The sequence below is a fragment of the Pseudoalteromonas arabiensis genome (genome assembly GCF_001550155.1).
Taxonomy (GTDB): Bacteria; Pseudomonadota; Gammaproteobacteria; order Enterobacterales; family Alteromonadaceae; genus Pseudoalteromonas; species Pseudoalteromonas arabiensis.
In genome coordinates this window covers 47,182-61,876 of the sequence record NZ_LRUF01000021.1, presented here as the reverse complement: position 1 = coordinate 61,876, position 14,695 = coordinate 47,182, and the positions used below count along the sequence as shown (strand labels likewise).

Sequence of the window (14,695 nt, the reverse complement as noted above, 5' to 3'; positions counted from 1 at the left end):
GTTCAGTATAAAATGTAACAAAATAATAAGTATTAAAGTCAAAAATTAATTTCACCATTTTGTAGTAGTGATTTTATGTTCCGAATAACAGATACTAAAGAAAATAATAATCAAAAAATACCCGTAAATGGATGTTACAAAAGAAAAAACAGCACCTCAGTTAGCAAACAAGTCACCCTTTTTCTTAGACCTCTTGCCTGGCAAGCTAATTGATTTACAGTTTAGTAACCCTATTTCTATTCGATTTAAGTTAACACTTGTTGGCTATGAAACCGGAAAGTACTTAATTTTGAAGTGCCCTGCACAAGTTGGTAAAAATGATTTCAAAGATGTGTTAGTTGAAGGCAATGGTGCTATTGTGCGCTACATCGTTGAAGATCAACGCGGTGAGTGTGTTGCTTTCACAACCAATATCATTGCATTAACCGTTCGCCCTGAACGTTTGATGTATTTAGCTTACCCAAAAAATATTGAAAGTCGCCAACTACGTGAAGCAAGCAGGTTACAAACTCATATCCCTGCAAAAATTAGCGTAACCGAAAACCCATCAGATGATGATAAAACATTGTTGCATGGGCTGATTATTGATATTTCGCCGACAGGTTGTCGCTTTGCTATCCATGTCAAAACCGGCTTTTTAGCTCTAAAACGTCGCCAAGTCTTTGTACATATCCTTTCGCCGCAAGATAGCTCTACGCAAGTTATTAGGGCATACATTAGAAACAATCAAATGAAAGGCGATCGATTAAATGTTGGTATTGAGTTTGCCGAAGATGAGCAATATAAATTGCACAAGCTACTGGAAGCTTATGCAATTGATATAGATTAAACTAATTTATTGATTTTTAAACTGTTGCTTAGCCTGCTCAACTTGCTCAGCATTAATACCGAGTGACTCAGCCGCCTCTTTAATTAGATTCGGCTGTGTCATTACTAAAGCCATTAACTGCTGCAGTTTTTCTGGCGGGATACCTAGTTGTTGTATTTGCGCCATCGCCATCATTGGGTTTTCTAAGAAAGCACTGAATAAGGCATGCACTTGTTCGTCACTAACATTATGTTCTTTTAGAGTTTCTATAATCGGGTTCATACTAACCTTTACTTAGACTTTGAATGTAAAGAAATTATATGGGCGTTTTGGTGTTATTCAACTAATAACACTACTTTGCCTGCGTTTTCGTTGTTATCCAAAATTCGATGCGCTTCACTTGCCTGTGCCCAATTGAGCGTTTTATAAATATTATAATCAAAGCCACCAGCAGCTAATGTGTCATAAAAACGTGAAATAAACTGGTCGCGCAAAGTACGCTTAAATTCATTGCTGCGATTCCTTAGCGTAGAAGCATGAAAAGAAATTCGTTTACTAAGCAATCGAGCGAAATCAACCTCTGCAAAGCGGTTATCCAAAAATGCCAGCATAACTATTTGGCAATCCATGGCTGCAACATGGGCGTTTTTGTTTAAGTAGCTACCAGAGACTGGATCAACAATGGTATTCGCTGTGAGCTCATTGTTTTTCATATACTCGACAAAATCGGTTGTTTTATAATTGATAGCATGATCAGCCCCCATTGCTTTTGCATGATGACACTTTTCTTCACTTCCTGCTGTCACCACGACATTCGCACCGATGCTTTTCGCCATTTGAATTGCTGCACCGCCTACCCCACTGGCTCCTGCATGAATAAGTGCAGTGTGTCCTTCTTTAAGACCACCAAATTGAAACAAGGCAGAATAAGCCGTCAAATAGACCTCACTTATCGCAGCCCCTTGTGCCATGGTCATTGACTCAGCTAAGGGCATTATTTGAGCCGCATCTACCGCTACATATTCGCTATAAGCCCCCCCTGCACACAAAGTAAAAATCCGCTGATTTAGCCAATCTTTAGTCACTTTGCTACCTTGTTCAACAACCACTCCTGCACATTCAAGTCCTAATATAGGGCTATCTCCTGCAGGGGCAGGATACTTTCCCTGTCGCTGCATGCAGTCAGCACGATTAACCCCAATAGCGGCGACCTTAACTAACACCTCGTGTGGTTTTATCTCTGGAGGGTTGATGTGTGCAAAGTGTAAGTTTGAATCTTCGTGCTTAATGTAGCGCATAGCAGCCCCTATTTTGTAATGCGTCGCCATGTTTCGGCTTCAATCAATTTGCCATTTTCGTACAAAGTATGGTGCCAAACATCGTCTTCAACTTTGTAATCAAATGCCATCGTTTTTCCTAATAATGAAGGTACATTACCATAGGAAAATGTTTCGATAAATTGTTGCTCTTTAAGAATATATTCACCACCACCAGCATAGTGAAACTGGCCATTTTTTTGTGTTATGTAACTAAAATGAGAGTCAGTGATTAATTTTACCGAGCTCAATTCGGGGGCTTTCGCTGTCACATAACCATCTTCAACAGCATACTTTCCTTCAATAAACTGCCAGCTGCCAAGTAATGGATTGGCATTCACATTGATACTAAGTAGCAAACTTGCAATAAGCGTTATTTTTTTCATTATCTCTGTCCTTGTTTTATGAACTGCTTAGCTTACGTTAGTTCTTTGTTCCAATTAAGGATTTAAGGTTGAGATTTTCTCATCTGTGAAAAACGCCAAGACTGTTTATAAGGATATACATCAAATAGTTGACCATTATTTATTGCCCTTTGAATATCTTGCCACATGGTTGCGGTAAAAATATCATGGTGGTGATGATTAAAGAACGCAAATGCGGCTTCATTAGCACTAAAGAATACATTGAATTGACTAGGAAAAATGTCGTTATCAGCAATATCAAAATAACTATCACTATTGAGCTCGTCTAACGCATCATCTGTTTGCGGTAATTCTCTAAAGTTGCAATCAGTCAATGGGCAAATTTCGTCATAATCATAAAACACCACTCTCCCCCATCGCGTCACACCAAAGTTCTTCATTAACATATCTCCTGGGAAGATATTCGCACCGGCAAGCTCCTTAATTGCTTTTCCGTAATCGTTCATCACCTGTTCGAGCTTTCGTTCATCGCATTGCTTAATATACAAATTTAGTGGTGTCATTTTGCGCTCTACGTAAACATGACGAAGGATGAGTGCATTGCCAGATATGACTAAACTATCACCGATTTGCTGCTGCATCGTTTGTAATAACTCATCACTAAAACGGCTCAAGTCAAAAGCAAGATAACGAAATTCATGTGTATCAACCAAGCGGCCCACACGATCTGCTTGTTTTACATAATCGTATTTCGCCATGACTTGCTTTTTAGTGGCTGTTTTTGGTGCGTTGAACCTATCTTTTATTACTTTGTAAACATAATCTGAGCAAGGTGTTGTGAACACTAACATCACCATCCCCGGTGTACCAGGGGCAATTACATATTTATCATCACTAGGACTGCTGCGAGTCGTATCTACTTTGTAACGATAGAACTCTGTTTTTGCATGTTTAATAAATCCTATCGCATTGAACAGTTCAAAACGTTGCTTGTGAGGCATTAACACACTTAAGTAATCAATGTAACGAGCTGGCTGGTCCGTATCCACCATAAAATAAGTGCGTGCAAAACCGAAAAGTAAGCTCAGTTGGTCAGCTCCCATCATCACAGCATCAATCTCGAGGCCTCGCTCTGTATTTAATAATGCAATGGCAAATGGCATGTTATCGCCATTTTTTGCAATGCATCGACCTATTATGTAGCACGCTTTATTTCTAAAAAATAAGGAGTTGGCATACTCAATGTAACCATCGTTAAGTGTAAGTAATTGATATACTTGTGGGCATTGATGTTTGGCACCTGCAATCAGTGTGCGCTGCAAAAGCACTACATCATCGTCAAAGTTTGCATAACCGACCCGAAATACATGGCGCTTAATTAATGACGAGACTGCCTCATCGAAACCATCTTTGAGTGAGATGCGACTCACTAAAGAATCAAATGGTCTAGGCCCTAATCGATAACGTGCCTTTAAAACAAATAAATGAACATTACGGATCTTTCGAGAGTCCCAAATAGCGCCAAATGTCGAATTAAAAAATGTGTGAGCAATAGGCTGATTTTCATGGTTTTGTACCATCTCACCATAAATCTGTTTCGCTAAAAGCCAAAGTGCAGGGTCATCCACTTCACTATATGCAATGATTTTTACAGCGTTGCTAACTTTACTCACTTGCCCTTCGTAGACTTGTAAGCGTAACTTCATCATCTGTTGAACTTGCTGCCATTGGCACTGCTCAAAACGACTTTGTGCACCTAAAGTAATATTTAAAAACTCCGCAAACATAGCTTCAAAGCCTGCGAAGACTGCACGTGCAAGCTTAGTGGCTATAACCTGTGTTAATTGCTCTGATTGCGTTTTTTGTTGTATAACTTCATTTGGCATTATTAATGTCGCTTATACTGATTATTTTAATGGTGCTGTTTACACACCATAGCAAGCACGCTTAAATTTAGATAATTAATAGCAAGAATAAATAAGATTGATCAGATGAATATTAGGCATGTTGACCTCAACCTTTTAGTGTATCTAAATGTGCTCATCGACGAGCAAAGTGTGTCTAAGGCTGCAAATAAACTTGCCCTAACACAACCGGCGATGAGTAACGCACTGAAGCGACTGCGTGATTTATTTGATGACCCACTATTAGTAAGAGCCGCGGGCGCAATGACTCCTACAGCGAAAGCCTTAAGTCTTAAGCCTGAAATAGAATCGCTGTTAAAAATGGCAGAAGAAATTACTCAGCCAAGTGAACTATTCGACCCTAGCACGGCTAGTGTTACTTTTCGGATCATGGCAAACGACTACCTTGAATCAACACTTATTGCGCCATTTATCACACAGCAGCTAGAAAAAAATCCTGGTCTTAATTTTGATATTTTGAGCCCCAGTGACGTAACCCTACAAGACATGGAAAAAGGTACGATCGATTTGGCGATTAACCGCTTCAACGGCCTTCCTCGCTCTTTTCATCAGGCCAGTGTTTGGCGTGATAATTATTGCTGCTTAAGCCATCCCGACAACCCTTATTTACTCACACAGTCACTTGAGAGCTACCTAAAACAAGAGCATATATGGGTAAACCGTGCAGGCTGGGGTGCAGAAACGGCGCTAACAAATAAATCTGGCAGTCAAAAGTTAGGTTGGGTTGATGAAGCGTTATGGCAATTAGAACAAACTCGCAATATTCGTGTGTTTACCCGCCATTACATGGTTGCAAGTTTACTGTGCCAATCAAAAAACCTCATCGCAACCCTGCCTCGCCGACAAGCCATGTTATTAGTAAAGCATACTGATTTAGTCATAAGCCCTGTGCCATTTCAAATCGTACCAATTGAAGTGAAAATGCTGTGGAGCCCGCTACTGCATCATTCAAACCCACATCAATGGCTGCGCAGAGAACTTATTGCTTTTGCAAGCACAGTGGCAGATCGGTAAAACCACCGCAATATTGATAAAATCAATATCAGTTATTGAAAACAACAATTTCATAAATAATGATTGAGGCGCTAGAGTGAAGTTAAGCACATAAACAAAGAGAAGATAATTATGGAAACTTCAGCGCAATTCACTCAACAGGACGGCCTTTACATTAATGGTCAATTACACGCATTCATCGAGCAGCAGCTTTGTAAAAAAAGTGACCTCGCTTGTGAAGATATTTATCAAACACTTGCTACTATGGTTGATGAGTTTGGTTGTCAATGCCGTAAAACTAAACATCAAGAAGATGATGTTTTACAAGCAGACACATTATTAACAGCGTATAGCACAGTGCGTACACATCCACATTGCCATGTTGATGCACAAACAACGACGGCGGTTCTTGACGAATATTGCTGCCAAGTGCCTGCTATTTTAGTTGTTGCTTTAATGGATACACTAACAGGCATAACATGCAATGAGCCAGGTGCTGAGCGTATTTATCAACGTGCAGCTGAACTCACAGGAAAGCCTTGTGTCTACGCAGTTAAAAGCGCCAATGCAGCTTAATATGTTTATTTATTTGAATTCCTTATTCGAGCGATGATGCTTTTTGCAAAGTCACTGCAACTAAGCATCGTCGCACCGGCCGAATGAGTCGCCAAATCAAAAGTCATTTCATTCGCAGCCAAAGTTGACTCTAATGCCAGCTCTATTTTATCTGCCGCTTCATGCCATTTCATAAACCGTAGCATCATCACTGCACTTAAAATGCTACTTGTTGGGTTTGCAGTATTCTCGCCAGCAATACGATTAAATGTGCCATGAGTAGGTTCAAAAAATGCCACGTCATTGTTTAAATTTGCCGCAGGCATAATGCCAACTCCACCTACTTGCGCTGTTAACATATCTGCTAAGTAATCGCCGTTTTGATTCGTTGTAACAACCACATCAAATTGCTCTGGGGTCAGTAGGGCTTGTTGCAACATATTATCAGCAATCACTTCTTTAATAGTTAAATCACTTAAGCCGTCGCGTTTGATAACTAACCAACGACCATTTTCGTGAGGAAGCGCATTAAATTCTTGCTCTGCAAGGGCAAACGCCCATCGTTTAAAGGCACCATCGGTAAATTTAAGCACATTACCTTTGTGCACCACCGTCAGTGAGTCGCTTTTTTGTTGAAGTGCATAATTAACAGCATAACGCATCAAACGCTCAGCCCCGTCTTTTGAACTATTCTTGATACCAATGCCACACTGTGTGTCAAACCTCAGTCGGGTTACTCCCATTTCTTGACACAAAAAATCAAGCATGCGTTCGTTATCAACGCTTCCTGCCTGCCATTCAATTCCCGAATACACATCTTCAGAACTATCACGGATGACTGTTATGTTGGTTTTCTCAGGCTCTTTTAAGGGCGAAGGAAGGCGTGAATAGCTGCGAATTGGCCGCATATTAACGAACAAATCCATTTCATGGCGAAGGGCCACATTCAAAGAGCGAAAACCTCCTCCAAGGGGTGTTGTTAAAGGGCCTTTAATCGCTATTTTGTATTGTCTAACGGCGTGCAAGGTTTCTTGGGGAAACCAATCACCATCATACAGTACAGCCGCTTTTTCACCATTAAATACTTCCATCCAATGAATTTTCTTTTCATCGTGATAAGCATGGTACACCGCAGAATCGACAACACTGCGCATCACAGGGGTAATATCCTGCCCGACTCCATCACCTTCTATGTAAGCAACGATAGGATGTGAAGGGATATGCCATACGCCAGATGAGTCAATCGTGATTTGCTCTCCCTGCTCGGGGATGGAAATGTGTTGATACGACATATTCGCTTCTTATTGATTATTATTTAAAGCTATTAATAGCAACGATTTACCTCACTGTCTGCGCCTGTGCGCGAATAGTCACTATTCAAGGCATTAATAATTCACTTTAGTGATTTCATCTTGCATGGCGCAAAACAAAGAGGTAAAGAGCTGCGCATCTAAAGTCACCGTGTCATTTTTAAGTGCCGTATCCACCGCCACGGCTTTCACATATAGTTGCTCACATTCAAACATATTAGCAGCGCCTTTTAGCATGTGAACATTTTTACTCAAGCCATCAATATCCATAACTTTGTACTGCTCACGCATTTCTCGATACTGATCTTCAAGCCCTTTTATATAATCATCTTTTAAAACTTGAAACTCTTTATCTGGTAATTTGATATCGCTTAATTCGTCGCAGTCCAAATAGCTGGAAATTTGATGGCTAAAAGCATTTCGATCTATCGGCTTTGCGATTAAATCGACAAAACCTTGCTTCATATAACGCTCAATTTCATGTTTCATCGTATTCGCAGTCAGTGCAATAATAGGTGCTGTCACCCCTGTTGCTTGCATCATTTTTAATGCTTCTTGACCGTCCATTATCGGCATTTGTATATCCAATAAAATTAAATCGAAGGTATTTTCTAAGGTTTGTTGGACAGCATCTTTACCATTTTCTACCGTGGTTACTGTCAAACCCATCCGCTCTAGAATTCGTGCAATTAAACGCCTATTATCTGGATGATCTTCAGCGAGAAGTACATGACCTTTTAAATTTTCTGGTTCATCTAATTTACAAAATGGCGATGTCTCTACCAGTCTGACTTCACTAATATTATTTAACCAACGTGTTTTTTCTGTTTTGTAGACTGCCATCGACAATATAAATTCACTGCCTGAACCAACATGGCTCTTAACACTAATGTCGCCATCGAGTTTTGCTGCTAAACTTTTCGAAATATTTAAACCCAGCCCTGTTCCACCATACTGACGTGAGATAGACGAGTCAGCTTGGTAAAACGCACTAAATAGTGATTCTTGCTCTGCATCAGTCATACCAATACCTGTGTCTTTAACACTGATTGTAAGAATATCGTTATCACAACTTACCGACAGCGTAATACGCCCCACTTGCGTAAATTTGAGCGCATTAGTTGTTAGGTTTAACAAGATCTGTCTTAACCGGCTTGGATCAGTGACAATGTAATCAGGTAAGGGAAATTGATAATCAACACTAAATTTAAGGCCTTTATCACGAATTTGTTTACCTATAAGGGATTCAATATTGGCAATTGTGGCAAATAAGTCCGTTTCTATCAGTTCAATCTCAAGTTTGTTAGCCTCAATTTTTGACATATCTAAAATATCATTAATTAAACCAAGCACATGCCGACTATTTTGTAAAATAACCCCAATACCATGGTTACGTTCATGGGGTTTTATATCACCGAGCATTATGCCGTCGGCATAACCAATAATAGAGGTCATGGGCGTACGAATTTCGTGGCTAATATTAGCAAGAAAACGGCTTTTCGCTTGGTTAGCATCGCGTAATTCATCAGCAAGTTGTTCAAGCTCTAATGTTCGAGAATGTACTTTTTCTTCTAAGTTTTTGGTCAGTTCAACATTATCATCGTGCAGTAGCCTAAATTTATCAGCAACAGCAAAAGCCAGTAACATAGCATCCATCGCCGTGCCGATTAGACCGAGCAAATATAAGTTAACCGTTGTCGCTGGCAACAAGCCAAGGTTAGTTAAATTACCAACCATATTTGGTAGCATCATCGCAAGGTAAGCCAACACAAAGTAACGCGCGGGTTTAAACCCTTTAAGCATACAGCGCACACCAATGTATAAACCCAAACACAGTGCAATACCCGTGACCACCGTAGACCAGTAGAAACCAAAACTTGGCCATAAAATACAAAAAGGAATACCGAGTGTCGCAATAACACCCACAGTCATTGACAGCTGTGCAAGCTTTGGAAAAGTCTCTTTTAATTTCAGTAGGTTATTATAAAATAATATATTTGTGAGTGGCGTTAGTGCGAAACCGAGCCAATGCAAATGAGGATTGTAATAGCCAAATAATTGGTCAGATATATGAAAAAAATGACTCCACGCGAACACCCATGAAGCAGTAAAGAGCGCATAATAAAGGTGAGTGACATCTCTGGAAACAAGGTAAATTAACAAATTATATAAACCAAGCGCAATGCCAACTCCAAAGCACAGCATCATCACCATATTCTCTACAGTGATAGTATCAAAATAACTCTGGTACGGCGTTAACACAAGTTTTGCAGGCGTATAAAAATAATCACTTTCAAAGTAAGTAATCAATACATACTGCTTTCCCTTTTCTAGGGTTAGCCGATTACCATAATGGAATGCAAACTGGTTTCTCTCGACACCTCCTGTAAGATAGTGCTGAACAGGTTTGCTAGGATCTGTTAGGTCATAGACACGACTTTCAATTTTCGATACAAGCGTATTGTAAGGATAGAGCACCAAATCTTCTCTATTACTTTGGTTATCTATCTTAACGATCAGCCAATAACTCCCGCCCACCGAACTAATGCGAGATTGAGGTGTTTTACTTGCCTGCCACTGGTTAATGTTAGCCGCTGACTGAGGAAACATATTATCCTTTGCCATGAGTACTTGCCCAACATCATGTAAATTCTGCTCAGCTGAGTCATCTGTATAAACATAAGTTTGCGCAGCATTGGCCGAAAACATCATGCTAAGAAGAAAAAGCAGACTGCCTACATAGAACTTAAATCTCATTCATCTATCTCAATTAAGCAAGAACAACTCGATTAAAAATGATAGGCAACATCGAAACCATAACGACGCCCCTCACCTTTGAAATCTTCTAACATGCCCAAGAACGAGCTTAAATCGAACTTCAGTTGGCTATGCTCAGTATCAAATAGGTTTTTCCCCCACAAGATAAATGACCAATTATCGACACCATATTTCACGTTGGCATTTACGATACTAAAACCTTCTTGGTGCGCATAAGGATTCATATTCTGATCAAAGTAAAAATCAGACTGATAATCGTAACTTAGAGAAGCCGTAAGTGGGTTGTTGGCTATATAAGTATCATATTGCAGGCTTGCGGCAACATTCCATTTAGATGTAAAAGGCAAGCGGTTATCAGTAATACTGTTTCCGAGTGGATCAACATACTCTTCAAATTCAGCATGCGGAATATAGCCTACCGTTAAAACCAAGGCTAAATCATTGTATGGCTGGTAATAAACTTCGCTTTCAAGACCATAAATAATTGAGTTACCGACATTTTCAAGCAATTGTACGGGTGGCATTTGCGGTGTTTCTGACGGCTGATTCATAAATACTTGCTGATCATTGTAATCATAATAAAAACCAGCCCAGTTCATTCTCAAGTTCTGCTTCGGCCACCATGATTTTAAACCCACTTCATGCGCATTCAGTCGCTCTTTGCCATAATTAGCTAAAATAGCTTGTTCTTCTGACGATAAAAACCCGCCATTATAGCCACCACTTTTACTCCCATTGGCAAACCGATAATACATATTAGTTGCATCGCTGAGCGCATAGTTAATGGTAAGTTGCCCTGTTACACCGTTATCAGATTGAGAGTCTACAACCTCATAAAAAGGCACATTAACTCCCTCTAGATTGGTAGGGTCTATCACAGTATTTAAGGTTGCTATGGAGTGATAATCGAGTGATTCGTAATCGTACCTCAGTCCTGCACTTATTATCCAGCGTGTAGCAAACGGTACTTCTATCTGGCTAAAAAGCGCAAGGTTTTGCATACTAATTTCGTTGTCGTAGATAAACGTTGCCGTTAAGTTGCTAGGTAAAATGCCGCGCAGATCGCGTAGAATATCGTTAAGGTTGTCCTGTTTTATTTTTTCATCAGCAAAATAGACACCACTGGTGAGCGTGTAGTTTTCAAATTCATTTAGTAGCCTAAACTCTTGGCTAAATAGCTGAGTATCTAAACCTAACACCCCTTCGCATAAACGAGCTGGGGAGCCATCACAGTTAAATGCATGGCTGCGTTCTAAATCGTTAAAACTTGACAGTGAAGTAAACGTACTTTGCTCACTAAGATGCCAATTCACTTCCCCAATAAAGCCATAACCATCCGAGCTGTGTGGTGAATCGTTATTTACACTCACAGTAAAGAAGTCGTCACTGCCATCATTAAAACCAAAACTATCAAAACAACGCGTTGAGCCTGCTTCGCTAGGGGAACATAATTCACCAGTGAGTGGGTTAGCTACAATACCAATATTACCAACAGGTTGCACAATTCCATCCCAATCTTCGATGTGTGCTTGTAAGTACACATCAACCTTGTCCCATTGCGTTAAAAATGACACACGGGCATTTTTTTGCTCCATTCCCGCTTCGGGTGAATCACTGAAAATGTTTTCTGTGGAATAGTCATAATCTTGATAATTAACAGCAAAGCGTAGCGCACTTGTATCACTGACTTGCTGATTCCAAATACCATCAATACTGGTCGCATTATTATTGGCTATGCCAAGCGTTAGTGCGCCATAGCTATCAAACTCTGGGCGATTAGTACGGATCAGAATTGCCCCACCGGTGGAGTTACGTCCAAATAGTGTGCCTTGTGGACCTCGCAGTATATCGAGCTGGTCTATGTCATATAAATTAATGATTTGGTTATTGGCAGAGCCAACTGCAACGCCATCTAAATACATACCCACAGGTGAGGTGTTGGCCGTATTATAATCAAGCAAACCGACCCCACGTATACTTACAGCCGGTGGCGTCCCCTCAGCAGCGTTTTGAGTTATTTTTACATTGGGCGCAAATAAGGCGATTTCAGTCGAATCTTTAAAATGTTGATTCTTTAATTTTTGGCCACTCACTTGGCTGACAGCAACGCCCACATCTTCAATTGCTTGAGGACGCTTTTGCGCATAAACACTGATAACTTCCATGTCTTTTACAGTCTCAGACCCATGAGCAACTTCGCTAGTTACTCCATTACCAAACAATAATACGAGTAATGTTGGGCCAATAAGATAGTGACGCTTCATATTGGTCAGACCTTAAAAGAGGGAAACTTGTTAAATTCTTGTAATTAACGTAAGTATAGACCATATAAAAGACTAAAGTCGCATAATTCACACATAATTTGTGAAATATCAAACTATTTAGCCCTCATTTAATGCTCTTATCTGTTTTTTCAAATGCATACTCACCACTAATAATTTCTGGATAACCGCATAACGATCTTGAGGTTTGCATTCCGGCCATCACAGCCGCTTCAACACAGCCCGCATTAACACCTGTTTTAATCCAGTCTCCTGTAATTCTTAAATTATTAAACATGGTACCATCCGTGGCTAAGCGGTATTGGCTAGACCCTGTCACCGACAAAACATAACGCTCACTCGGGTCAATATTTGCCCGCCAGTACTGTTGCTCGAATACAGGTAAAATGCTGCTTGGGTCATTAAAAAAAACTTGCCAATCAAACTGATTATTACTGTCGTAAGCGTTTGGCCATAAGGCTGACATATCAAGGTTAAATAAATTTTTCATATTCGCTTTAACAGCTTCTTTCATTTTAATTGGAAACTGATGATTTGTTGCTGCTGGGTAGCTATTGCAGCTCAGTGCACTACAAAAGTAAGCGATATTTACAGGGGCATTATGTTTTGGCCAGTCTTCTTTATCGATTAAATTAGCCATCGCTGCCCATGTATCAAATGGCTCAACAAAACCACTAAGAATTGGCTTCTCTTTACTCAGTACGCTGTAATCAAACCCTAACTGCTGATCAGTTTTATTTAGCCATACCTGACAAGCTTGCGTAGCAACACTTTTTACCTGCTGCGATTGCTTTGCTAAATTGCTATCTAACTCAATTAACTCACTGGCAAGGTGCTCAAGTGACGCAACTGATACGCCTAAAATAAGTATATCGAAATCGACCCCATGAGTTAATTTAATACTAGGGAGAGGTTTCTTAAACTGCTCTTCATACACCTCAGGCCAAGAAGTCCAGAAAGACTCTAGGTTTATTTGGTATTCCTGAAGTAAATGAGCCTGGCTTGGCTCAATCTGTGAAAAAATAGGTTCACTTGGCCAGCACGGTAAACCTTTAACGTCGACTAAAGGTTCATACTCTCCTACTGCCAGCTTAACTTGTTGGCATAGCTCAACCTTTGAAACGACCGCCTTACCCTGTGTGTCCTGACCGGCTTCAAGGTTGGTGAGTTGATGGAAAAATTTAAATTTCACACCCCGTTTTTTCAAAAGCTCGTACACTGGTGCAAATATCACATCTCCCATACCTGCTTGCATTTTCCACATTACCCCGCCTTTATAACAAAGACCTATACGCAACATGGCAAGTGCAGCCACACCCGCTTCAACATCGGGTTTATTAAAATCACCATCTGGATAAGCAAAAACCAAATCGTAAAAGCCTCTGATTGGCGCAGAGTTCACACTATAGGCTTTATTCGCGCCATTTTTCTCAAGCCATTGTCGAAAGTCGTAACAATTAATAACGGCGAAACCATCACGATAAACTTTGTCTTTTATAAGCCCTGTTAGCATTGCAATCGCTAAATCTGCACTAATAAAAAGTCGACGTAGTTCTGGGCTGTCATCCAATAAGTCAATCACTTGGGCTTTAAACCAACGTTTCAGTTTTCGTACGATATACCAGATAACTAAACGATCGGCTTGTGTGTCGGTGTGCGTTGTTTGTTGCGAAGAAAATTGCAGTAAATGCGTCAATAGTGAACGAGGACTTGAGATAATCTCACCAGCATCTGACTCAATATCATTAATAAATTGCTTAGTACTACTTAGGGTATGATCAATATCAGTTTTAATTTTCTGATACATGTATTTAAGTAATGATTGATCCCGCGATTTTTTTGTCACCAATCTTGTTTCAGCGTGATGTTGTTCGCATATTTCTTCGATGTCTTCAGTCCACTTTTTTAACCAAGCCAAAGTCATGGTTACAAAATCCCACACAGTGATGTCTAAACTTCCATCTGCTGGGTTGCCTGCAACTGTCGGAAAATCAATTGGCCACGTTTGCCACTCGTTATCAATGTACTCCTGCAGGGCAATAAAGCTATGGGGTTTAAATGCTTCTTGCCATGTAGCAAGTGGACGTGTAGCTGGCCTGTTTAATGAGTTATACACTCCTTGCAAAGTACGAAAACTATTTACATATGCACCAAACCAAACATGCAATCCATGCTCTTCAATACGCTCTGCAAAATGGCTATTGCGCCCACTCGCGCCCTTGCCACCTAATCGCCAACCTTGTTGATAAACTGTAATTTCACGCTTTTGTTGCCAATCAGCCTGTTCAGTTAAGTAAACTGCAGCTGTCATTGCAGCTACTCCTCCACCCACTATGGTAATTTTTTCTTTTTGCATACTCTTC

The 14,695-nt window shown here is 40.2% G+C and carries 11 protein-coding genes; 3 read left to right on the top strand and 8 right to left on the bottom strand.

Annotated features, from left to right (window positions below; translation table 11 throughout):
- Window positions 1-127: 127 nt before the first annotated feature.
- The gene (locus PAARA_RS09930) at window positions 128-829 is read left to right on the top strand and encodes a PilZ domain-containing protein (protein ID WP_062568885.1); all 702 of its coding nucleotides are present in this window, start codon (window positions 128-130) and stop codon (window positions 827-829) included.
- Between the two features lie 6 nt (window positions 830-835).
- Here the strand turns inward: PAARA_RS09930 and PAARA_RS09925 are convergent, their stop codons facing one another.
- The 4 genes from PAARA_RS09925 to aceK form a co-directional block, all read right to left on the bottom strand.
- Entirely contained in the window at window positions 836-1,090 is a 255-nt protein-coding gene (locus tag PAARA_RS09925) for a DUF2999 family protein (protein ID WP_062568884.1), read from the bottom strand.
- A 53-nt stretch (window positions 1,091-1,143) separates the two neighbouring features.
- On the bottom strand, window positions 1,144-2,106 hold the full coding sequence (locus PAARA_RS09920; RefSeq protein ID WP_062568883.1) for a zinc-binding dehydrogenase: 963 nt from the start codon (window positions 2,104-2,106) through the stop codon (window positions 1,144-1,146).
- 8 nt (window positions 2,107-2,114) lie between these two features.
- On the bottom strand, window positions 2,115-2,510 hold the full coding sequence (locus PAARA_RS09915) for a hypothetical protein (RefSeq protein WP_062568882.1): 396 nt from the start codon (window positions 2,508-2,510) through the stop codon (window positions 2,115-2,117).
- Between the two features lie 62 nt (window positions 2,511-2,572).
- The gene (gene aceK, locus PAARA_RS09910) at window positions 2,573-4,375 is read right to left on the bottom strand and encodes a bifunctional isocitrate dehydrogenase kinase/phosphatase (protein ID WP_062568881.1); all 1,803 of its coding nucleotides are present in this window, start codon (window positions 4,373-4,375) and stop codon (window positions 2,573-2,575) included.
- A 105-nt stretch (window positions 4,376-4,480) separates the two neighbouring features.
- Between aceK and PAARA_RS09905 the strand changes: the two genes are divergently transcribed.
- Both PAARA_RS09905 and PAARA_RS09900 read left to right on the top strand, forming a co-directional pair.
- Window positions 4,481-5,428 carry a LysR family transcriptional regulator gene (locus PAARA_RS09905; RefSeq protein ID WP_062568880.1) on the top strand — a complete coding sequence of 316 codons (948 nt, stop codon included), beginning with the start codon at window positions 4,481-4,483 and terminating at the stop codon, window positions 5,426-5,428.
- A gap of 111 nt (window positions 5,429-5,539) precedes the next feature.
- Entirely contained in the window at window positions 5,540-5,983 is a 444-nt protein-coding gene (locus PAARA_RS09900; RefSeq protein WP_062568879.1) for a hypothetical protein, read from the top strand.
- Between the two features lie 5 nt (window positions 5,984-5,988).
- On the opposite strand, the gene icd is transcribed toward PAARA_RS09900, so the two are convergent.
- From icd to PAARA_RS09880, 4 genes are all read right to left on the bottom strand, one after another.
- A complete protein-coding gene (gene icd, locus PAARA_RS09895; RefSeq protein WP_062568878.1) occupies window positions 5,989-7,254 on the bottom strand; it encodes an NADP-dependent isocitrate dehydrogenase in 1,266 nt (421 codons plus the stop codon).
- 93 nt (window positions 7,255-7,347) lie between these two features.
- Window positions 7,348-10,029 (bottom strand): 7TM diverse intracellular signaling domain-containing protein, encoded by a 2,682-nt coding sequence (locus PAARA_RS09890; protein WP_083515297.1) that lies wholly within the window; start codon window positions 10,027-10,029, stop codon window positions 7,348-7,350.
- Window positions 10,030-10,061: 32 nt separating this feature from the next.
- Window positions 10,062-12,314, bottom strand: a complete 2,253-nt coding sequence (locus PAARA_RS09885) for a TonB-dependent receptor (RefSeq protein WP_062568876.1) — start codon at window positions 12,312-12,314, stop codon at window positions 10,062-10,064.
- 124 nt (window positions 12,315-12,438) lie between these two features.
- Window positions 12,439-14,688: an NAD(P)-binding protein gene (locus PAARA_RS09880; RefSeq protein ID WP_062568875.1), complete on the bottom strand. Its 2,250-nt coding sequence runs from the start codon at window positions 14,686-14,688 to the stop codon at window positions 12,439-12,441.
- Window positions 14,689-14,695: the final 7 nt, after the last annotated feature.

What these genes read in the sequence shown, in the direction of transcription:
- PAARA_RS09930 (WP_062568885.1), top strand. Translation starts at nt 128, where the DNA reads ATGGATGTTACAAAAGAAAAAACAGCACCTCAGTTAGCAAACAAGTCA.
- PAARA_RS09925 (WP_062568884.1), bottom strand. Translation starts at nt 1,090, where the DNA reads ATGAACCCGATTATAGAAACTCTAAAAGAACATAATGTTAGTGACGAA.
- PAARA_RS09920 (WP_062568883.1), bottom strand. Translation starts at nt 2,106, where the DNA reads ATGCGCTACATTAAGCACGAAGATTCAAACTTACACTTTGCACACATC.
- PAARA_RS09915 (WP_062568882.1), bottom strand. Translation starts at nt 2,510, where the DNA reads ATGAAAAAAATAACGCTTATTGCAAGTTTGCTACTTAGTATCAATGTG.
- aceK (WP_062568881.1), bottom strand. Translation starts at nt 4,375, where the DNA reads ATGCCAAATGAAGTTATACAACAAAAAACGCAATCAGAGCAATTAACA.
- PAARA_RS09905 (WP_062568880.1), top strand. Translation starts at nt 4,481, where the DNA reads ATGAATATTAGGCATGTTGACCTCAACCTTTTAGTGTATCTAAATGTG.
- PAARA_RS09900 (WP_062568879.1), top strand. Translation starts at nt 5,540, where the DNA reads ATGGAAACTTCAGCGCAATTCACTCAACAGGACGGCCTTTACATTAAT.
- icd (WP_062568878.1), bottom strand. Translation starts at nt 7,254, where the DNA reads ATGTCGTATCAACACATTTCCATCCCCGAGCAGGGAGAGCAAATCACG.
- PAARA_RS09890 (WP_083515297.1), bottom strand. Translation starts at nt 10,029, where the DNA reads ATGAGATTTAAGTTCTATGTAGGCAGTCTGCTTTTTCTTCTTAGCATG.
- PAARA_RS09885 (WP_062568876.1), bottom strand. Translation starts at nt 12,314, where the DNA reads ATGAAGCGTCACTATCTTATTGGCCCAACATTACTCGTATTATTGTTT.
- PAARA_RS09880 (WP_062568875.1), bottom strand. Translation starts at nt 14,688, where the DNA reads ATGCAAAAAGAAAAAATTACCATAGTGGGTGGAGGAGTAGCTGCAATG.